The following is a 19839-nucleotide window of genomic DNA, read 5'->3' as shown; positions in this document are numbered from 1 at the left end:
ATAAAGTTTAAACTAACGAGAATTATTCGCGATTGTCTCAGAGGCGTGTGGTGGGCGCAATTGGCGTCTGTCGGGCCGCGCCACTAAAACGATGGCGCCTGTTTACGCCGCCGCCATTGGCTCAAGCGCTCTTGCAGCGCCTGTGGCGTGTCGATGTGTTGCTGGCGAGGATCAGCATCAGCTCCGCGGTGGCCAGTGCATCGGCACTGGCGTGATGGCGCTCGCCCACCTGCAAGTTGAAATGGTTGATCCATTCATCCAGGCCGGCCTCACGGATGTTCGCCTCGGGGCACAGCAGCGGGGCGATATCGGCCACATCGAGAAAGGGATGGGCCAGGCGATAACCCAGGCTCTCCTTGAGCGCCCGGCACAGCATGTGTTGATCGAACGGCGCATGGAAGGCCAGCAGCGGGCTGTCGCCGACGAACGCCATGAAATCCAGCAGCGCTTCCACCGGGTCGCTGCCGGCCGCGATGGCGCTGGGGCCGAGGCCGTGGATCAGCACGCTGGGGCTGAGTTTGCCAGCAGTGCGTTGCAGGGTGCGTTCGAACATCTGCGAGAAATCCACCGCACCGTCCTCGATCACCACGGCACCGATGGACAGCACCTGGTCACGGTTGAGGTGCAGGCCGCTGGTTTCCAGGTCGACCACTACCCAGCGCTGGCTGCGCAAGGGCTCATTGCCCAGTGCCGCAGGCGCGGGCAGTTGGCCCAGGCGTTGCTGCTGCGCCGCATTGAGACCGGGTTTTTTCGCGCGCAGCCAGCTGAACAGGCTCACAGCTGATACCGCAAGGTCAGGCTGCTTTGCAGGCGCTGGGCCTGGCGCAGGGATTCGCGCAGGATGCGCCGGTCCAGGTGATTGAGGCTGTCGGGATCGACACGGTTGGAATACGGCAGGTTTTCCCGGGTTTGCATCTGATGCTGCTGCATGCGGGTTTGCTGGATGAAGTGGTAGGCCTCTTCATAGGCCGCACCGTCCAGCCGCTCGATCACTTGTCTGGCGACCAACTGGCGCAGCCGCTCCAGGGTGTTATTGGCGTGCACGCCATGGGCCAGGGCCAACAGGCGCGCGCCGTCCACGAACGGCGTAAGGCCTTGTACCTTGAGATCCAGGGTGGCCTTTTCCCCGCTTTTGCGCGTCAGCACAAACTCGCGAAAGCGCCCTACGGGCGGGCGCTGGCGCAGGGCGTTCTCGGCCAGCATGCGCTGGAACAGCCGGTTATCCGCTACCTGGTCCAGAATGCCCTGGCGCAGTTGCTCACAACCCTGCTCGTCGCCCCACACCACCCGCAGGTCGAAATAGATGCTTGAACCCAGCAGGTTTTCCGGCGTGGCTTCGCGAATGAACGCGGCAAAACGCCGGGCCCATTCGGCCCGTGACAGGCACAGCTCCGGGTTGCCGGCCATGATATTGCCCTTGCACAGGCTGAAGCCGCACAGCGCCAGGCTCTGGTTGATCTGTTGCGCCAGGGGCAGCAGGCGCTCGCGAATCTCGGCGGCTTGCACGGCGTCCCGAGCCTCGAACAGGATGCCGTTGTCCTGATCGGTGTACAGCGTCTGTTCGCGGCGGCCTTCGCTGCCAAAGCACAGCCAGCTGAAGGGCACGCCGGGATCGCCTTTTTCCGCCAGAGTCAGTTCGATGACCCGGCACACGGTGTGATCGTTAAGCAGGGTAATAATGTGGGTGATCTGGGCGGACGACGCGCCGTGGGCCAGCATGCGCTCGACCAGTTGACCGATCTCGCCGCGAATCGCCACCAGTTGCTCCACACGGGACGCGTTGCGGATGGTCCGCGCCAGGTGCACCAGGTCAACGCGTTGGAGGGAAAACAGGTCGCGCTCCGAGACCACGCCGCACAGGCGCTGGTCCTGCACGAGGCACACATGGGCGATATGCCGCTCGGTCATGGCGATTGCCGCGTCGAACGCGCTGTGGTCCGGGCTCAGGGAGAACGGCGCCTGGGTCATATGGCCGGCGATGCCTTGACCGAAATCACTGGTGCCGTCGGCCACCACCTGGCGCAGGTCACGCAGGGTGAAGATGCCCAGCGGCGCCTTGTGTTCGTCGACAATCACAATGCTGCCCACCTGCTGCTCGTGCATCAGCGTCACCGCTTCGCGCAGCGCAGTGTCCGGGCTGCAGGTGACCGGGTGGCGCATCGCCAGTTCACCCAGGCGAGTGTTCAACGAGTATTGGGTACCGAGGGTTTCCACGGCTTTTTGCTGCACCTGCTGGTTGACCTGGTCGAGCAGGCTGCTGACGCCGCGCAAGGCGAAATCACGAAATGGGCTGGAAAGGGCGAACAGCTTGATGAACGCCATCTTGTTCAGTTGCAGGCAAAAGGTGTCTTCAGCCGCTTTGTGCTCGGTGCGGGTGGCGCGTTCACCGAGCAAGGCGGCGAGGGGGAAACACTCGCCTGTGGTGATTTCGAAGGTGGGGTCTGCCGAGTCCGGCCGCTCGCCGACCACGCGCCCCTGCTTGACGATATAAAAATGCTCGACCGGCCCGCCCGACGGCTTGAGGATACTGTCGCCGGGGCCATAGAAACGCAGCTGGCACTGTTCCACCAGAAACGCCAGGTGCGCATTTTCCATCTGGTTGAACGGCGGGAAGCGTTGCAGGAATTGCAGGGTGCCGTGGATGTTCTGCAACACGGCGGTTTTACCCGCCTGCGTGAAAGCATCAGCTTTACTCATAACAGTGACCGCAGTTTTTTTGTCGTTATCGTGCTGCATGGTCGACTTCTGCACGGCGGGTGCCCATTGGACGTAAGTCTAGGTCGGTGTCACTCGCGCAAAACTAAGGAAAAACCTTACATGACTATCGTCCAAGGCCCGTAGAACGCCCACTAGGCAAACTTTCCGACGAAGTGCACATTGTTCGCCCTTCCGCAGATGTCTGACGAGTGCTGGGAGATTTGATAAGAATTGCTGAGAAACGTATGTCCGACCACGATATTTTGAGTGATGCCGAGCGCGAGGCGCTGAGCGCCGTGATGCTGGAGCCTGATTTACCGCCACAACGCGTGTTGATCGTGGACGACGACAAGGATGCGCGTGAACTGCTGGCGGAAATCCTGGGGCTGGACGGCATTCGCTGCATGACGGCGGACAGCGGGGAGAAGGCGTGGGAGTTGTTGAAGTCGCACAGCTCTATCGGTTTGCTGATCACCGATTTGCGCATGGCACCGAGCAACGGTTTGCAGTTGATCCGCCAGGTGCGCGAATCCACCCGTGCGGCGTTGCCGATCATCATCATGTCAGGGGATGCCGAAGCGCCGGATGTGATTGATGCGATGCATTTGAGCGTGGTGGACTTTTTGCTCAAGCCGATTGATAGCGTGAAGTTGGCGAAGCTGGTGAAGCGGGAGTTGGGGATGGATGCCTGATTCCTTATTGAATGTTCCGGCCTCATCGGGGGCAAGCCCCCTCCCACATTTGAATGTGTTCACAAATCAAAGTGTGGGAGGGGGCTTGCCCCCGATAGCGCCAGTCCAGCCAGCACAACCGCAAATAAAAAGCCCTGATCTCACGAATCAGGGCTTTTTTCATTTACAGGCCGTTCTTAGCCTTGAACTCCCGACGCCGGCGATGCAACACCGGCTCGGTATAGCCATTAGGCTGCTTGGTCCCTTCAATCACCAACTCCACCGCCGCCTGGAACGCGATGTTGCTGTCGAAATCCGGCGCCAGCGGGCGGTACAACGCATCACCGGCATTCTGGCGGTCCACCACCGGCGCCATGCGCTTGAGGCTTTCCATCACTTGGGCTTCGTTGACGATGCCATGGCGCAACCAGTTGGCGATGTGCTGGCTGGAGATGCGCAGGGTGGCGCGGTCTTCCATCAGGCCCACATCGTTGATGTCCGGCACTTTCGAACAACCGACGCCCTGGTCGATCCAGCGCACCACATAGCCAAGAATGCCCTGGGCGTTGTTGTCCAGTTCGTTGCGGATTTCTTCTTCGGACCAGTCGGTGTTGCCGGCCAGAGGAATTGTCAGGATGTCATCCACCGAAGCGCGTTCGCGCTGGGCCAACTCGGCCTGGCGGGCGAACACGTCGACCTTGTGGTAGTGCAACGCATGCAGTGCAGCCGCCGTTGGCGACGGTACCCAGGCGGTGTTGGCGCCGGCCAGCGGATGGGCGATTTTCTGTTCGAGCATTGCGGCCATCAGGTCGGGCATCGCCCACATGCCTTTGCCGATTTGCGCACGTCCTTGCAGGCCGGTGCTCAAGCCGATATCGACGTTCCAGTTTTCATAGGCGCCGATCCACTTCTCGGATTTCATGGCGGCTTTGCGCACCATCGCGCCGGCTTCCATGGAGGTATGGATTTCGTCGCCGGTGCGGTCGAGGAAGCCGGTGTTGATAAACACCACGCGCTCGCTGGCCGCCTTGATACAGGCCTTGAGGTTGACCGTGGTACGGCGCTCCTCGTCCATGATCCCGACTTTCAATGTGTTACGCGGCAGGTTCAACACGTCTTCGATGCGGCCGAACAGCTCGTTGGTGAATGCCGCTTCTTCGGGGCCATGCATCTTCGGCTTGACGATGTACACCGAGCCGGTACGGCTGTTCTTGCGCGTGCTGTTGCCGTTGAGGCTGTGGATCGCCGCCAGGCTGGTGAGCAGGCCGTCGAGGATGCCTTCCGGCACGTCGTTACCGTGTTTATCGAGGATCGCGTCGATGGTCATCAAGTGACCAACGTTGCGCACGAATAACAGCGAGCGGCCGTGCAGGGTGACGTCGTTACCGTCGATGCCGGTGTAGACGCGATCAGGGTTCATGGTGCGGGTAAAGGTCTTGCCGCCCTTGGCCACTTCTTCGGCCAGGTCACCCTTCATCAGGCCGAGCCAGTTGCGGTAGATCACCACTTTGTCGTCGGCATCCACGGCGGCGACGGAGTCTTCGCAGTCCATGATGGTGGTCAGCGCAGCTTCCACCAGCACGTCTTTGACGCCGGCGGCGTCAGTCTGGCCGACCGGGGTGCCGGCGTCGATCTGCAGTTCGAAGTGCAGGCCGTTGTGCTTGAACAGGATCGCAATCGGCTCGGCCGCGGGGCCCTGGAAGCCGATCAACTGAGCGTCGTCACGCAGGCCGCTGTTGCTGCCGCCCTTGAGGCTGACGATCAGCTTGCCGTCGACAATCTTGTAACCGGTGGAGTCGACGTGGCTGCCGGCGCTGAGCGGCGCGGCTTCATCGAGGAAGGCGCGGGCGAAGGCAATGACCTTGTCGCCGCGCACTTTGTTGTAGCCCTTGCCCTTTTCCGCGCCGTCGGCCTCGCTGATGGCGTCGGTGCCATACAGCGCGTCATACAGCGAACCCCAGCGCGCATTCGAAGCGTTGAGAGCGAAGCGGGCGTTCATCACCGGCACCACCAGCTGAGGGCCGGCCATGCGTGCGATTTCGTCGTCGACGTTTTGGGTCGAGGCCTGGAAGTCTGCGGCTTCTGGCAGCAGGTATCCGATGTCTTGCAGGAAGGCTTTGTAGGCCACCGGGTCATGGGCCTGGCCGGCGTGGGTCTGGTGCCAGGTATCGATGCGCGCCTGGAAATCGTCGCGTTTGGCGAGCAGGGCTTTGTTCTTCGGTGCCAGATCGTGAATGACCTGATCAACGCCGGCCCAGAACTGGTCGGCCGTGATGCCGGTACCGGGAATGGCTTCGTTGTTCACGAAGTCGAACAGGACTTTGGCGACCTGCAGGCCACCGACTTGAACGTGTTCAGTCATCTCTTGCCTCACTCTGCGGAGCTTATGCGCTGTTTCAGATTTTCATTATGTAGTGCACGGTTTGGCATACTACATGATGACTTGCGGTTGTGAAAATTAGACTAAATACGTCGTTTAGCGACCCACTTTGGTCGACCGGTCACAGCGGAGAACCGGATGTTCTCAAAAAACTATTGGATTGTTCCAGATAAATATAAAAATGGTACACGATTTGTTTTCGAGCCACCGTGCGTCCACCTTGTAGAAGCAAGCTTGCTCGCGAAAAACCTGAGATCACCGCTGGTGTCAGTTTTTTCGCGTTATCGTTGACGACCTTCGCGAGCAAGCTCGCTCCTACAGGAATCGCACCCGAGGTATTTCGCCATGGACCATCTTGTACTCACAATTATCGCCGCCGACAAACCCGGCCTGGTTGAGCGCATCGCGCACAACATTGCCGCCCACGGTGGCAACTGGCTGGAAAGCCGCATGGCCCATATGGCCGGACAGTTTGCCGGCATCCTGCGCGTCAGCGTTCCTGCAGAAAACCGTCAGGAACTGGTGGGGGCGCTGGAGGATTTATCCACGCACGGCATTCGTGTGCTGGTGGGCGAGGGCAGTTCCGGCCAGGCATTGGCTTGCAAATCAATTGTGATGACCCTGGTGGGCAATGACCGCTCGGGCATTGTGCGCGAGATCACTGCGCTGCTGAGCAAGCAAGGCGTCAACCTGGAGCGCTTGAGCACCGACGTGCGCCCGGCCCCGATGAGCGGCGATCCGCTGTTCAACGCCGAGGCCTTGTTGCAGGTGCCGTCAACCTTGTCCCTGGAGACGTTGCAGGCGTCCCTGGAAACCCTGGCGGATGATCTGATGGTGGAACTGCGCAACGAAGAGTGACCACGCCTGAGGGTTATGCATGGAAATCTTGCATGGGCCTGTGGATAACCTTGGGGCGGATGCCCGCAAGCCAGGCCGATTATGGCTTGCAGGGGTTTGAGCGTTTTTTGATCAGCGTTTGCGCACGCTCAGCCAGATGTCCACGCTGTACACCACCAGGCCTGCCCAGATAAAGGCGAAGGCGGTCAGCGTGCTGGGCGCCAGATGCTCGCCGAACAGCAGCACGGCCTCCAACAGCACCAATGTGGGCGCTACGTACTGCAAAAAGCCCAGGGCTGTGTAAGGCAGATGCCGCGCGGCGGCGTTGAAACAGACCAGCGGGATCAGCGTCACCGGGCCAGCGGCCACCAGCCACCAGGCCTCGGAGGTGCCCCAGAATTCCATCTGTGCGCTGTGGGCTGTCGGGTTGAACAGCAACCACGCGATGGCAATCGGGACCAGCATCCAGGTTTCCACCACCAGCCCCGGCAGGGCTTTGACCGGCGCCTGTTTACGGATCAGCCCGTAGAAGCCAAAGGTCAGCGCCAGTACCAGCGATACCCACGGCAAACTGCCGACTTGCCACACCTGTTGCGCCACACCGACCGCCGCCAGGACGACCGCAACCCATTGCAGGCGGCGCAGGCGCTCGCCGAGCAGCAACATCCCCAGCAGTACGTTGACCAGCGGGTTGATGTAGTAACCCAGGCTCGCTTCCAGCATGCGCCCGGTGTTGACCGACCATACATACGTCAGCCAGTTGGCCGCGATCAACGAACCGCTGAGGGCCAGGATCGCCAGGCGCCTGGGATTGTCGCGAAGCTCGCGAAACCAGCCAGGGTGTTTCCACACCATCAACAGCAAGCCACCAAACAACGCCGACCACAGCACGCGATGCACGATGATCTCAGCGGCGGGCACACTGGCAATGGCTTTGAAGTAGAGCGGAAAAAGGCCCCAGATGACATAGGCGCTCAGGCCCAGAATGTACCCCTTGCGGGGGTTGGCGGCGTGCATGCGGAATCCTTGCTCAGGCAGCTTACAAAGCGCGATTGTAAGGATATTTGTCCATGCGTGGGGCCCCGCTTTGCTTTTATGTGGGAGGGGGCTTGCCCCCGATAGCGGAGTATCAGTCGCCCCTATGTATCAGCTGACAGGCCGCCTTCGGGGGCAAGCCCCCTCCCACATACAGCACAACAGTCAGAAGAGTTTCAGCGGTTCTTCGTTGAGGGCCGACAGCTGTTCACGCAACGCCAGCACCTGATCGCCCCAATAGCGCTCGCTGCCAAACCACGGGAAGCTGTGGGGAAATGCCGGGTCGTCCCAGCGCCGTGCCAGCCAGGCGCTGTAGTGCATCAGGCGCAGGGCGCGCAAGGGTTCGATCAGGGCCAGTTCCCGTGGGTCGAAGTCGTGGAATTCCTGATAACCGTCCATCAACTCCGACAACTGGCCCAGGCATTCCTGGCGATCGCCGGCCAGCATCATCCATAGGTCCTGCACCGCCGGGCCCATGCGGCAGTCATCCAGGTCGACGATGTGGAACATCTCGTCGCGGCACATCATGTTGCCGGGGTGGCAGTCGCCGTGCATGCGGATGTTCGTGTGCGGGGTGGCCTTGTAGACCTCTTCCACGCGCTTGAGCAGGTCGCGGGCCACGGACTCGTAGGCCGGCAGCAGGCTTTTGGGTATGAAGTTGCCTTCAAGCAGGGTGGTCAGGGAATCGTGACCGAAGTTCTTCACGCCGAGGGCTTCGCGGTGTTCGAACGGGCGGGTGGAACCCACGGCGTGCAAACGGCCGAGCAGTTGTCCGAGGCGATAGAGCTGGTCGAGGTTGCCCGGCTCCGGCGCGCGGCCGCCACGGCGTGGAAACAGGGTAAAGCGAAAGCCCTGGTGCTCGAACAGGCTTTCGCCGTTGTGGATCAACGGGGCAACCACCGGCACGTCGCATTCAGCTAGTTCGAAGGTGAAGCGGTGTTCTTCCAGGATCGCTTCGTTGGTCCAGCGCTGGGGCCGGTAGAACTTGGCGATCAGGGGTTCGGAATCTTCGATGCCCACCTGATACACGCGGTTTTCGTAGCTGTTGAGCGCCAAAATGCGCGCATCGCTGAGAAAACCAATGCTTTCGACGGCGTCGAGGACCAGGTCAGGGGTGAGTGTTTCAAACGGGTGGGCCATGCGAACTCCTGCGCGCAGCAGGTCGCCGCGTCCGGCCGGGTATGGTAACCCAGCAGGCTTGAGATAGGGGGCGACTGTGGGATCGCTATCGGGGGCAAGCCCCCTCCCACAGGGGAATGCATTCCAAATGTGGGAGGGGGCTTGCCCCCGATGAGGCCCTGTCAGGCGCCGACGATCCCACCATCATCGCGCCGAATCGCCATCACCGATGAACGCGGCTTGCCATTGGGCAGATGCTCCGGCCAGGTCGAACCGCCAGTTTCACCCGGATGCTGAATACCCACAAACAGGGTTTTCTGATCCGGCGAAAAGCTGATCCCGGTGACTTCGCACGCCACCGGCCCGACCATGAAGCGGCGGATTTCACCGGTGCTCGGGTCGGCGCACAGCATCTGGTTATTGCCCATGCCGGCGAAGTCGCCCGCGTTGCTGTAGTCGCCGTCGGTGAGGATCCACAGGCGGCCGGCCTTGTCGAAACCCAGGCCGTCCGGGCTGTTGAACATGTTCTGCGGGTTGATGTTGGACGAGCCGCCCTTCGGCGAGCCTGCGTGTACACCGGGGTTGCCGGCGACGACGAACAGGTCCCAGGTGAAGTCCGTGGCGCCGTGGTTATCGGCGTCGGCTTTCCAGCGCAGGATCTGGCCATAGACGTTCTTCTCACGCGGGTTGGGCCCGCCCACCGGCTGGCCGTCTTCGCCGCGCTTGGCGTTGTTTGTCAGGGTGCAATAGACCTGGCCGTCGATGGGGCTGACCACGATCCATTCCGGGCGGTCCATGCGCGTGGCTTTCACCACGCTGGCGGCCAGGCGCGCATGAATCAGCACTTCGGCCTGGCTGGCGAACCCGCTGCTGGCGTCGATGCCGTTCTTGCCGTGGGTGAGTTCGACCCATTGGCCTTTGCCCTTGGGATGATCGGCATCGCCATTGCCCGCGTCGAAGATCGCCACGTACAAGGTGCCGTGATCGAGCAAGTCCTTGTTGGCCTTCGGGTTGTCGTGGTTGATCGGATCGCGGCTGACGAACTTGTAGATGAATTCGCCACGTTCATCATCGCCCATGTACACCACCGCGCGCCCGTCGCGGGTCTCGGCCAGGGCCGCGTTTTCGTGCTTGAAACGGCCCAGGGCGGTGCGCTTGACCGGGGTGGATTGCGGGTCGAACGGGTCGATTTCCACTACCCAGCCGTGACGGTTGAGTTCGTTGGGGTTCCTGGCCAGGTCAAAGCGCGGGTCGTGCGGGTGCCAGTTGATGTCTTTGCTGGCCGCGACCGCGCCGTAGCGTTTCTGCCCGGCATCGAAGACCTGCTGGGGGTTGCTGCTGCCGAAGCAGTCGGTGAAGTTCTCTTCGCAGGTCAGATAAGTGCCCCACGGGGTCTTGCCGTTGGCGCAGTTCTGAAAGGTGCCCAAGGCGTTTTTGCCGGTGTTGTCGGCGCTGGTTTTCAGCCAGTCGTGGCCGGCGGCGGGGCCGCTCAGGCGGATCGGCGTGTTGCCGTGGATACGCCGGTTGTAGCGCGAGTCCTGGACGAACTGCCAGTTGTCGCCCTTGCGTTGTATCTCGATCACCGACACGCCTTCGCTGGCCAGGGCCTTGCGCACATCTTCGGCCGATTGCGGCGCGCCGCCGTGGGCGTAGAGGTAGCGGTAGTTGGTGTATTCGTTGTTGATGGCCATCAAGGCGCGGTTGTCGTCGCCGGGGAAGGGAAACAGGCTCATGCCGTCATTGTTGTCGCCGAACTGCTGTTCCTGGGCCTTGGCCGTGCCGTTGCCGGAGGGGTCGAAGGCCGGTGCCTGTTTGCTCAATGGCTGGCCCCAGCTGATCAGCACCGAGGCGCTGTAGCCGGGCGGCAGGGTGATGGTGTCACTGGTGGCGGCGGCGATGCCGGTAAAGCCGAGCAACGGGCTGGCGGAGGCGGCGTTCACGGCCAGGGCGCTGCGGCTGAGCAGGTTGCCGCCCAGAAACATCGCCGCGCCGCACAGGGCGCCGGCACCGATAAAGCGCCGGCGGGTAAGGCCGACCATCTGTTCGAGGTCGGTGGCTTGGTTTTCTTCTAATAAGCTCATGTCAGGCTCCCTACGGTTTTTGCAGATACCTTAAGGAGCGCGCGTGACGAAATTGTTGCAGTTTGATGGCGGGTGCCGGCTACACCGGCGTGCCAAGCAATACCTGGCCGGGGGCGAATTGCACCTGGATCGGCTGGCCAGGCGCGGCGTTGAGTGCGCTCAGCACGGCGGGCTGCGCCAGGGCGCACAGCACCTGACCGTTGGGCAGGCCGATACGGACTTCGCTGGGGCCGTCTTCGGCGTCTAGGACCGTCTCGATCACACCGCTCAGGCAATTGTGTCCAAGTGTTGCGGCTTGCCCGATGGCCACCAATTCCAGCCAGCCGGCCTTGATCAGCGCAACCACTTCCACGCCGGGCTCCAGCTCCAGGCGTTGCGTGCTGTCGTGCGTGATATGTGCATCCAGACACAGGCCGCCCGCCAGTTCCAGGCGCACCCGGTCATTGCGCCCCTGGCGCTCAATGATGCTGACCTGGCCGTGCAGTTGATTGCGCGCACTCGTGCGCAGCATCAGGCGGCCCAGCAGATTGAAGTCGCGGGCCGCTTCGTCGGTGGCGAGCACTTCGGCCTGCAAGGCTTGCAGGCGCTGATAAAGGCGCAGCACGCGTTCACCTTCGCGGGTCAGCCTGGCGCCGCCACCGCCTTTGCCGCCGACGCTGCGCTCCACCAGCGGCGTTTGCGCCAGGTTGTTCAGTTCATCAATGGCGTCCCATGTGGCTTTGTAGCTCAACCCGGCACTTTTGGCGGCGCGGGTGATGGAACCCTGCTCGGCGATATGCGCCAGCAACGCGATACGCTGAGGGCGGCGGATGATGTGCTGGCTGAGCGGAGAGGGCAGGGACATGGGGATACGCCTGGCTGGAATGAGCGGACGTTGCCGCCCGGCGGCCCGGGAGTCAAGTCATGTGCCGGGTTTGGGCGTGCGGGCCAGGCAATACACATCGACCTGACGCGCACCGGCCTTCATCAACAGCCGCGCCAGGCTGTGGACGGTGGCACCGGTGGTCAGCACGTCGTCCACCAGCGCCAGATGCCGACCCTGCACCCGGGCACCGGGTGCCAGGGCGAAGGCATTGAGCAGGTTGCGCTTGCGCGTTTTGGCGTCGAGGTCTTGTTGTGCGATGGTTTCCCGGGGACGTAATAACAGATCCTCATCGCAGGGGATGCCCAGGTCAGTGCTGAGCCAACGCGCCAGCATCACGGCCTGGTTATAGCCACGCTGGCGCAGACGCTTGGGGGGCATCGGCACCGGTAGCAGGCAATCGGGTCGCGTGAGTTCGGCGTTCTCGAAGCGATGTTGCAGCAGTCGCCCGAGCAAGCGTCCCAGCAGGTGCCCCAGTGGCCAGCGCGCCTGATGCTTGAACCGGCTGATCAGGCTGTCCACCGGGAAGCTATAGGTCCAGGGCACAATCACTTGTTGATATGCGGGCGGATGCTTCTGGCATTGGCCGCAGACCAATCCGTCCATGGGCAAGGGCAGGGCGCAGACTTCACAGTGCTCCATCAGCCACGGCAGCTCGGTTTCGCAGGCGTTGCACACACAATCGATACTTTCAGCGCGTTCATCGCATATCAAACAGGTTTGTATGTTTTTTAACCAGATGTAAACCTGATGGTTGTGGCTTGGTTGACAGTGCATGAATCTTCCTTAAATATGCCGAGCATCCGTGTCGTGCCTGTGGGTATTGCCCTTCCCGCAGCGTTAGCCAAAGCATAATCAAGGAATCGCCCATGAGCGCCAGCACCTCTGCCACCCTGCGTCACGATTGGTCTTTGGCCGAAGTCAAAGCCCTGTTCGTGCAGCCGTTCAATGACCTGTTGTTTCAGGCGCAGACCGTGCACCGCGCGCATTTCGACGCCAACCGTGTGCAGGTGTCCACGCTGCTGTCGATCAAAACCGGCGCCTGCCCGGAAGATTGCAAATATTGTCCGCAGTCGGGTCACTACAACACCGGTCTGGAAAAAGAAAAGCTGATGGAAGTGCAGAAGGTCCTCGAAGAGGCCGCCCGCGCCAAGGCCATCGGCTCGACGCGTTTCTGCATGGGCGCCGCCTGGAAACATCCATCGGCCAAAGACATGCCCTACGTGCTGGAGATGGTCAAGGGCGTGAAAGCCATGGGCCTGGAAACCTGCATGACCCTGGGCCGCCTCGACCAGGACCAGACCGAAGCCCTGGCCCAGGCCGGCCTCGACTACTACAACCACAACCTCGATACCTCGCCGGAGTTCTACGGCAGCATCATCACCACGCGCACCTACAGCGAACGCCTGCAAACCCTGGCCTATGTGCGTGAGTCGGGGATGAAGATCTGCTCCGGCGGCATCCTCGGCATGGGCGAGTCCCTGGATGACCGCGCCAACCTGCTGATCCAATTGGCCAACCTGCCGGAGCATCCGGAGTCGGTGCCGATCAACATGCTGGTCAAGGTGGCCGGCACGCCGTTGGAAAACGCCGAGGACATCGACCCGTTCGACTTTATCCGCATGCTGGCGGTGGCGCGCATCCTGATGCCGCAATCCCACGTGCGCCTGTCGGCTGGCCGTGAGGCGATGAATGAGCAGATGCAGGCCCTGGCGTTCTTTGCCGGCGCGAACTCGATCTTCTATGGCGACAAGCTGCTGACCACCGCCAACCCGCAGGCGGACAAGGACATGCAATTGTTCTCGCGCCTCGGGATTCTGCCGGAGGCGCGGGAAGAGCACGCCGACGAAGTGCATCAGGCAGCGATCGAGCAAGCGTTGGTAGAACAGAAGAGCAGCGAACAGTTCTACAACGCCGCCACCGTTTGATTGAAATGCAATCCAAATGTGGGAGGGGGCTTGCCCCCGATGAGGGCAGTTCAGCCAGTATCTGTATGACTGAACCACCGCCATCGGGGGCAAGCCCCCTCCCACCTTTTGAACCGCGAACACCCTGCTGAATCGAGGCCTGCATGTCTTTCGATCTCGCCGCGCGCCTCGCTGCCCGCCGTGCCGAACACCTTTACCGTCAACGCCCCTTGCTGGAAAGCCCCCAGGGCCCGGAAGTGGTGGTGGACGGCAAGCCGCTGCTCGCGTTTTGCAACAATGACTACCTGGGCCTTGCCAACCACCCGCAGGTGATCGAGGCCTGGCGCACAGGTGCGTCCCGCTGGGGCGTGGGTGGTGGCGCGTCGCACCTGGTGGTGGGTCACGCCACGCCGCACCATGAACTGGAAGAAGCCCTGGCCGACCTGACCGGGCGCCCGCGCGCTTTGCTGTTCACCACCGGCTACATGGCCAACCTCGGCGCGGTCACTGCGTTGGTGGGACAGGGCGACACCGTGCTGGAAGATCGTCTCAACCACGCGTCATTGCTGGATGCCGGTTTGTTGTCCGGGGCACGTTTTACCCGCTACCTGCATAACGACGCCGCGAGCCTGGCCAAGCGCCTGGAGAAAGCCACGGGTAACGCGCTGGTTGTGACCGACGGCGTATTCAGCATGGACGGCGACCTCGCCGATCTACCCGCGCTGGTCCGTGAAGCCAAGGCCAGGGGCGCCTGGTTGATGGTGGACGACGCCCACGGCTTCGGCCCGCTGGGGGCCAACGGCGCGGGAATCGTCGAGCATTTTGGCTTGAGCCAGGCAGACGTGCCGGTATTGGTCGGCACGCTCGGTAAAGCGTTCGGCACCGCCGGTGCCTTTGTGGCGGGCAGTGAAGAACTGATCGAAAGCCTGATTCAATTTGCCCGACCGTACATCTACACCACCAGCCAGCCGCCGGCGCTGGCCTGCGCCACCCTCAAAAGCCTGGAGCTGCTGCGCACCGAGCATTGGCGACGCGAGCACCTCAACGGGTTGATCCGCCAATTCCGCCAGGGCGCCGAGCAGATCGGCCTGACGTTGATGGACAGCTTTACACCGATCCAGCCGATCCTGATGGGCGACACTGCGCGCGTCTTGCGCCTGTCGCAGATGCTGCGCGAGCGCGGGTTGATGGTGACCGCGATCCGCCCGCCCACCGTGCCCGCCGGCAGCGCCCGTTTGCGCGTCACGTTGACAGCGGCCCACAGCGCAGCGCAGGTGCAGCTATTGTTAGACGCGTTGGAAGCGTGTTTCCGGTTGTTAAACAGCACGGAGCCCGAGCATGCGTGATCGACTGGTATTGCTGCCCGGCTGGGGCCTGGGTGTATCACCGCTGGAACCGCTGGCTGCGGCGTTGCGCGGTTTGAATGAGCACCTGCACGTGCAGATCGAACCGCTGCCGGCCCTGGATTCCAGCGACTTGACCGAATGGCTCGACGAACTGGATGCCACGCTGCCGGACAATGTCTGGCTCGGCGGCTGGTCCCTGGGCGGCATGCTCGCCTCAGCGCTGGCGGCACGACGCGCGGAGCGTTGCTGCGGTTTGCTCACCCTGGCAAGCAATCCGTGTTTCGTCGCCCATGACGGTTGGCCGCAGGCCATGCCTGCTGAAACATTCGACGCGTTCCTCGCCGGCTGCCATGCCGACTCCCAGGTCACCCTTAAACGCTTTGGCCTGTTGTGCGCCAAGGGCGCGGCTGACCCGCGCGGGCTGTCGCGCCTGTTGGTCAGTGGGGCGCCGAATACCTCGCCCAGCGTGTTGATGCCCGGCCTGGAAGTGCTTGCCCAATTGGACACCCGCGCCGCCTTGCAGGCCTTTCGCGGGCCGCAACTGCACCTGTTTGCCGGTCAGGATGGGCTGGTGCCCGCCGAAGCCGCCAGTGACTTGCTGGCACTGCTGCCCGATGTGGAAATCGGCCTGATCGAACAGGCCGGTCACGCTTTTCTTCTGGAGGACCCCCACGGTATAGCGGGGGCTATCCAGGCTTTTTTGCATGAGTACGTCGATGACTGATCTGTCCCATCCTCACCTGCCGGGCGCGTTGCCCGACAAGCGCCAGGTGGCCGCTTCGTTCTCCCGGGCCGCGTCCAGTTACGACAGCGTGGCCGAGCTGCAGCGCGCGGTGGGGCATGCCCTGCTCACGCGATTACCGGCGGGCCTTTCGCCACAACACTGGCTCGACCTGGGCTGCGGCACGGGCTATTTCAGCCGTGCACTGGCAGAGCGGCTGCCTGCCAGCCAAGGCACCGCGCTGGATATCGCCGAGGGCATGCTCGGTCATGCGCGGCCTTCAGGCGGCGCGCAGCACTTCATCGCGGGGGATGCGGAACGCCTGCCGCTGAAGGCCGGCAGCTTTGAGCTGATCTTCTCCAGCCTGGCGGTGCAGTGGTGTGCGAACTTCGATGCGGTCCTCAGTGAAGCCTTTCGCGTGCTGCAACCGGGCGGTGTGCTGGCCTTTGCCAGCCTGTGCGTGGGCACGCTGGATGAGCTGCGCGAGAGCTGGCGCGCGGCGGATGGCCTGGTTCACGTCAACCGTTTCCGCACTTTCGAGGCCTATCAGCAGCTGTGTGCAGTCAGTGGTTTTCGGGTGACCAGCCTGGAACGGCGCCCCCATGTCCTGCATTACCCGGACGTGCGCAGTCTGACCCATGAGCTTAAAGCCTTGGGCGCACATAACCTCAATCCCGGTCGCCCGGGCGGGTTGACCGGCCGCGCGCGAATTGCGGCATTGGTCCAGGCCTACGAGCAGTTCCGTCAGGCCCAGGGCCTGCCGGCCACATATCAGGTGGTGTACGCCGTACTGGAGAAACCGCTGTGAGCGCCGCTTATTTCATCACCGGTACCGACACCGATGTGGGCAAGACCACCATCGCCGCCGGCCTGCTGCATGCCGCGCGCCAAGCGGGTAAAAGTACGGCGGCGGGAAAGCCGGTGGCCTCGGGCTGCCAGATCACGCCCAAGGGCTTGCACAACGCCGATGCCCTGGCGCTGCTCGCCGAGTGTTCATTGCCGCTGAGCTATGCCGAGGTCAACCCGGTGGCATTGGAACCGGCGATTGCGCCGCATCTGGCGGCACGTGAGGCGGGCGTCGCGCTGACGGTGCAATCGCTGCTCCAGCCGATGCAGCGGATTCTTGCGCACAAGGCCGACTTCACCTTGATCGAAGGCGCGGGCGGATGGCGCGTGCCCCTGGCCGATCAAGCCAACCTGTCGGACCTGGCCATTGCGCTCAAGCTACCGGTGATTCTGGTGGTAGGCGTGCGCCTGGGGTGTATCAGCCATGCGTTGCTCACCGCCGAAGCAATCGCACGCGATGGATTGCCGCTGGCCGGTTGGGTGGCCAATATCATCGACCCGAAGACCTCTCGTCTGGAAGAGAACCTCGCCACCCTGGCCGAGCGTTTGCCGGCGCCCTGCCTTGGGCGGGTACCGAAGCTCAAGCATGCCGGGGCAGCTGCGGTGGCCGCGTACCTGGAGATGGACCTGCTTGACTGATTTTGGCTATCGCTTAGGCAATGTGCCATTAGTGTTTTTGACGGGCGTTTCACCAGAATGTCTGATTCAATTGGCACTCACGATTCTCTAAAGGCAGGCTTACGCCATGGAAATCTCTGGAAGCAGCGCGTTTTATTCGGGCCTGAGTACTATTCAGGCCGGGCAGAACCGTGTCGACCAGGCCGCCGGCAGGATTGCCAGCGCCGCGACGACCCAGCCATCGGCCGCGCAAAGCGACCGTCTGCAAGCCACCGATCGCGCTCAGGCGTCCAACTCGGCGAGCAATATGGTCGAAATGGCCCAAGGCAAGTTTCAAGTGGAGCTGGGGGTAAAAGTCGCCAAGGCTTCGGACGAAATGCTCGGCACGTTGATTGATACCTACGCCTGATTCTCCTGAGGCATGACAGTTAAAATGTGGGAGGGGGCTTGCTCCCGATAGCGGTTTATCGGTCAGCTTATTCATGGCTGACCTGCCGCCATCGGGGGCAAGCCCCCTCCCACATTTGCTCTGTGCCCGCCCGCTGAACTCCTACACTTCTTCATGTGGCAACGCGCCACAGGCTTCGCCGTGCGCGTCATTGATCCGCATCAAGACAAACGGCATCGGGCCGACGCTTGACAACCCCAGGTGGTAAACGTATGTTTCAAACACCTGTTTGACCGCCATCATCCTTCCACGCGGTTGTTCATCCCAGCTACATCAGCAGAGGTTTATCGCTATGCCTGACTACAAGGCCCCCTTGCGTGATATTCGCTTCGTTCGTGACGAACTGCTCGGTTATGAAGCGCACTATCAGAGCCTGCCGGCTTGCCAGGACGCTACTCCGGACATGGTTGACGCCATTCTCGAAGAAGGCGCCAAGTTCTGTGAGCAAGTGCTGGCGCCGCTGAACCGCGTGGGTGACATCGAAGGGTGTACTTGGAGCGAGTCAGGCGTTAAAACCCCTGCCGGTTTCAAGGAAGCCTACAAACAGTTCGTCGAAGGCGGCTGGCCAAGCCTGGCCCATGACGTGGAGCACGGTGGCCAAGGCCTGCCGGAATCCCTGGGCCTTGCCGTAAGTGAAATGGTTGGCGAAGCCAACTGGTCGTGGGGCATGTACCCAGGCCTGTCCCACGGTGCGATGAACACTATTTCCGAGCACGGCACGCCTGAGCAGCAAGAGGCCTACCTGACCAAGCTGGTGTCGGGCGAGTGGACCGGCACCATGTGCCTGACCGAGCCGCACTGCGGAACCGACCTGGGCATGCTGCGCACCAAGGCCGAGCCTCAGGCCGACGGTTCCTACAAAGTCTCCGGCACCAAGATCTTCATCTCGGCCGGTGAACACGACATGGCCGATAACATCGTCCACATCGTACTGGCGCGCCTGCCGGATGCTCCGGCCGGTACCAAGGGCATTTCGCTGTTCATCGTGCCCAAGTTCCTGCCCAACGCCGATGGCTCGGTGGGCGAGCGCAACGCGGTGACCTGTGGCTCCCTGGAGCACAAGATGGGCATCCACGGTAACGCCACCTGCGTGATGAACTTCGACGCGGCCACCGGTTACCTGATCGGCCCGGCGAACAAAGGCCTGAACTGCATGTTCACCTTCATGAACACCGCTCGCCTGGGCACCGCGCTGCAAGGCCTGGCCCACGCCGAGATCGGTTTCCAGGGCGGCCTGAAATACGCACGCGACCGCCTGCAAATGCGTTCCCTGACCGGCCCGAAAGCGCCGGACAAGGCCGCCGACCCAATCATTGTGCACCCTGATGTGCGCCGCATGCTGCTGACCATGAAAGCCTTCGCCGAGGGCAACCGTGCGATGGTGTACTTCACCGCCAAGCAAGTGGACATCGTCAAGTACGGCACCGACGACGAAGCCAAGAAACAGGCCGATGGCCTGCTGGCCTTCATGACTCCGATCGCCAAGGCGTTCATGACCGAAGTCGGTTTCGAGTCCGCCAACCACGGCGTACAGATCTACGGCGGTCATGGTTTCATCGCTGAGTGGGGCATGGAACAGAACGTTCGCGACAGCCGCATTTCGATGTTGTACGAAGGCACCACCGGTATCCAGGCGCTGGACCTGCTCGGCCGTAAAGTGCTGATGACCCAGGGCGAAGCGCTCAAGGGCTTCACCAAGATCGTGCACAAGTTCTGCCAGGCCAACGAAGGCAACGAAGCCGTCAAGGAATTCGTTGCACCGCTGGCGGCGCTGAACAAAGAGTGGGGCGAGTTGACCATGAAGGTCGGCATGGCCGCGATGAAAGACCGTGAAGAAGTCGGCGCCGCCTCGGTGGACTACCTGATGTACTCCGGTTATGCGTGCCTGGCTTACTTCTGGGCCGACATGGCACGCCTGGCCGCCGAGAAACTGGCTGCCGGCACCGGCGAAGAGGCGTTCTACACCGCCAAGCTGCAGACTGCGCGCTTCTACTTCCAGCGCATCCTGCCGCGTACCCGCACCCACGTGGCAACCATGCTGTCGGGCGCGAGCAACCTGATGGACATGAAAGAAGAGGACTTCGGCCTGGCTTACTAAGCCTTACCGGGTTCAGAAAAGCCGCTTCCTTTCGGGGAAGCGGTTTTTTTTGTGCGTGCGAAGGCCGCTGTCCAAGCATTGAAATGCGCTCAATGTGGGAGAGGGCTTGCTCCCGATTGCGGTATGTCAGCTAGCCGATTTGGCGGCTGTCACAATGCCATCGGGGGCAAGCC

Annotated in this window: 16 protein-coding genes and 1 pseudogene; 9 read left to right on the top strand and 8 right to left on the bottom strand. The window is 62.1% G+C overall.

Translation table 11 applies throughout. The features are described 5' to 3' along the window. Window positions 1–83: 83 nt before the first annotated feature. Window positions 84–778: pseudogene (locus MRY17_RS23760) on the bottom strand (3'-5' exonuclease). Continuing rightward, complete coding sequence (locus MRY17_RS23755) at window positions 775–2697, bottom strand: putative nucleotidyltransferase substrate binding domain-containing protein (RefSeq protein WP_243352959.1); 1923 nt, start codon at window positions 2695–2697, stop codon at window positions 775–777. The pseudogene MRY17_RS23760 and the gene MRY17_RS23755 overlap by 4 nt, the downstream one beginning before the upstream one ends. A gap of 245 nt (window positions 2698–2942) precedes the next feature. Between MRY17_RS23755 and MRY17_RS23750 the strand changes: the two genes are divergently transcribed. Further along, a complete protein-coding gene (locus MRY17_RS23750) occupies window positions 2943–3389 on the top strand; it encodes a response regulator (RefSeq protein WP_124425223.1) in 447 nt (148 codons plus the stop codon). A 163-nt stretch (window positions 3390–3552) separates the two neighbouring features. Here the strand turns inward: MRY17_RS23750 and MRY17_RS23745 are convergent, their stop codons facing one another. Beyond that, a complete protein-coding gene (locus MRY17_RS23745; RefSeq protein ID WP_243352958.1) occupies window positions 3553–5730 on the bottom strand; it encodes a malate synthase G in 2178 nt (725 codons plus the stop codon). Between the two features lie 363 nt (window positions 5731–6093). On the opposite strand from MRY17_RS23745, the gene MRY17_RS23740 reads away from it, so the two are divergent. Beyond that, window positions 6094–6606 carry a glycine cleavage system protein R gene (locus tag MRY17_RS23740; RefSeq protein ID WP_191953035.1) on the top strand — a complete coding sequence of 171 codons (513 nt, stop codon included), beginning with the start codon at window positions 6094–6096 and terminating at the stop codon, window positions 6604–6606. A gap of 111 nt (window positions 6607–6717) precedes the next feature. Here MRY17_RS23740 and rarD read toward each other — a convergent pair whose 3' ends face one another. From rarD to MRY17_RS23715, 5 genes are all read right to left on the bottom strand, one after another. Next, window positions 6718–7602: an EamA family transporter RarD gene (gene rarD / locus MRY17_RS23735; RefSeq protein ID WP_181284387.1), complete on the bottom strand. Its 885-nt coding sequence runs from the start codon at window positions 7600–7602 to the stop codon at window positions 6718–6720. Between the two features lie 183 nt (window positions 7603–7785). Then, window positions 7786–8760 (bottom strand): serine/threonine protein kinase, encoded by a 975-nt coding sequence (locus MRY17_RS23730; RefSeq protein WP_191953033.1) that lies wholly within the window; start codon window positions 8758–8760, stop codon window positions 7786–7788. Between the two features lie 161 nt (window positions 8761–8921). Beyond that, complete coding sequence (locus MRY17_RS23725) at window positions 8922–10820, bottom strand: PhoX family protein (protein ID WP_243352957.1); 1899 nt, start codon at window positions 10818–10820, stop codon at window positions 8922–8924. A 79-nt stretch (window positions 10821–10899) separates the two neighbouring features. Beyond that, entirely contained in the window at window positions 10900–11664 is a 765-nt protein-coding gene (locus tag MRY17_RS23720; RefSeq protein WP_191956542.1) for a TOBE domain-containing protein, read from the bottom strand. 57 nt (window positions 11665–11721) lie between these two features. Then, a complete protein-coding gene (locus tag MRY17_RS23715) occupies window positions 11722–12459 on the bottom strand; it encodes a ComF family protein (RefSeq protein WP_243352956.1) in 738 nt (245 codons plus the stop codon). 92 nt (window positions 12460–12551) lie between these two features. On the opposite strand from MRY17_RS23715, the gene bioB reads away from it, so the two are divergent. The 7 genes from bioB (at window position 12552) to MRY17_RS23680 (ending at window position 19666) form a co-directional block, all read left to right on the top strand. Then, window positions 12552–13610 carry a biotin synthase BioB gene (gene bioB, locus MRY17_RS23710; RefSeq protein ID WP_191953029.1) on the top strand — a complete coding sequence of 353 codons (1059 nt, stop codon included), beginning with the start codon at window positions 12552–12554 and terminating at the stop codon, window positions 13608–13610. Window positions 13611–13753: 143 nt separating this feature from the next. Next, window positions 13754–14935, top strand: a complete 1182-nt coding sequence (gene bioF / locus MRY17_RS23705; RefSeq protein WP_243352955.1) for an 8-amino-7-oxononanoate synthase — start codon at window positions 13754–13756, stop codon at window positions 14933–14935. Next, on the top strand, window positions 14928–15659 hold the full coding sequence (locus MRY17_RS23700) for an alpha/beta fold hydrolase (protein WP_243352954.1): 732 nt from the start codon (window positions 14928–14930) through the stop codon (window positions 15657–15659). Before bioF ends, MRY17_RS23700 begins: the two co-directional genes overlap by 8 nt. Continuing rightward, window positions 15652–16464 carry a malonyl-ACP O-methyltransferase BioC gene (gene bioC / locus MRY17_RS23695; protein WP_191956547.1) on the top strand — a complete coding sequence of 271 codons (813 nt, stop codon included), beginning with the start codon at window positions 15652–15654 and terminating at the stop codon, window positions 16462–16464. Before MRY17_RS23700 ends, bioC begins: the two co-directional genes overlap by 8 nt. Beyond that, the gene (gene bioD, locus MRY17_RS23690; RefSeq protein ID WP_243352953.1) at window positions 16461–17141 is read left to right on the top strand and encodes a dethiobiotin synthase; all 681 of its coding nucleotides are present in this window, start codon (window positions 16461–16463) and stop codon (window positions 17139–17141) included. The genes bioC and bioD overlap by 4 nt, the downstream gene beginning before the upstream one ends. Before the next feature lie 106 nt (window positions 17142–17247). After that, window positions 17248–17529 (top strand): pyrroloquinoline quinone biosynthesis protein PqqE, encoded by a 282-nt coding sequence (locus MRY17_RS23685; protein ID WP_181283039.1) that lies wholly within the window; start codon window positions 17248–17250, stop codon window positions 17527–17529. 331 nt (window positions 17530–17860) lie between these two features. After that, window positions 17861–19666 carry a phenylacyl-CoA dehydrogenase gene (locus MRY17_RS23680; protein ID WP_181283038.1) on the top strand — a complete coding sequence of 602 codons (1806 nt, stop codon included), beginning with the start codon at window positions 17861–17863 and terminating at the stop codon, window positions 19664–19666. Window positions 19667–19839: the final 173 nt, after the last annotated feature.

Origin of the sequence: Pseudomonas orientalis, from assembly GCF_022807995.1 — a bacterium.
Classification (GTDB): Bacteria; Pseudomonadota; Gammaproteobacteria; order Pseudomonadales; family Pseudomonadaceae; genus Aquipseudomonas; species Aquipseudomonas orientalis_B.
This window is presented reverse-complemented; position numbering and strand designations above follow the sequence as displayed.

Excerpts from the sequence above, each read along its gene's own strand:
- MRY17_RS23755 (WP_243352959.1), bottom strand. The coding sequence starts at position 2,697 with ATGAGTAAAGCTGATGCTTTCACGCAGGCGGGTAAAACCGCCGTGTTG.
- MRY17_RS23750 (WP_124425223.1), top strand. The coding sequence starts at position 2,943 with ATGTCCGACCACGATATTTTGAGTGATGCCGAGCGCGAGGCGCTGAGC.
- MRY17_RS23745 (WP_243352958.1), bottom strand. The coding sequence starts at position 5,730 with ATGACTGAACACGTTCAAGTCGGTGGCCTGCAGGTCGCCAAAGTCCTG.
- MRY17_RS23740 (WP_191953035.1), top strand. The coding sequence starts at position 6,094 with ATGGACCATCTTGTACTCACAATTATCGCCGCCGACAAACCCGGCCTG.
- rarD (WP_181284387.1), bottom strand. The coding sequence starts at position 7,602 with ATGCACGCCGCCAACCCCCGCAAGGGGTACATTCTGGGCCTGAGCGCC.
- MRY17_RS23730 (WP_191953033.1), bottom strand. The coding sequence starts at position 8,760 with ATGGCCCACCCGTTTGAAACACTCACCCCTGACCTGGTCCTCGACGCC.
- MRY17_RS23725 (WP_243352957.1), bottom strand. The coding sequence starts at position 10,820 with ATGAGCTTATTAGAAGAAAACCAAGCCACCGACCTCGAACAGATGGTC.
- MRY17_RS23720 (WP_191956542.1), bottom strand. The coding sequence starts at position 11,664 with ATGTCCCTGCCCTCTCCGCTCAGCCAGCACATCATCCGCCGCCCTCAG.
- MRY17_RS23715 (WP_243352956.1), bottom strand. The coding sequence starts at position 12,459 with ATGCACTGTCAACCAAGCCACAACCATCAGGTTTACATCTGGTTAAAA.
- bioB (WP_191953029.1), top strand. The coding sequence starts at position 12,552 with ATGAGCGCCAGCACCTCTGCCACCCTGCGTCACGATTGGTCTTTGGCC.
- bioF (WP_243352955.1), top strand. The coding sequence starts at position 13,754 with ATGTCTTTCGATCTCGCCGCGCGCCTCGCTGCCCGCCGTGCCGAACAC.
- MRY17_RS23700 (WP_243352954.1), top strand. The coding sequence starts at position 14,928 with ATGCGTGATCGACTGGTATTGCTGCCCGGCTGGGGCCTGGGTGTATCA.
- bioC (WP_191956547.1), top strand. The coding sequence starts at position 15,652 with ATGACTGATCTGTCCCATCCTCACCTGCCGGGCGCGTTGCCCGACAAG.
- MRY17_RS23685 (WP_181283039.1), top strand. The coding sequence starts at position 17,248 with ATGGAAATCTCTGGAAGCAGCGCGTTTTATTCGGGCCTGAGTACTATT.
- MRY17_RS23680 (WP_181283038.1), top strand. The coding sequence starts at position 17,861 with ATGCCTGACTACAAGGCCCCCTTGCGTGATATTCGCTTCGTTCGTGAC.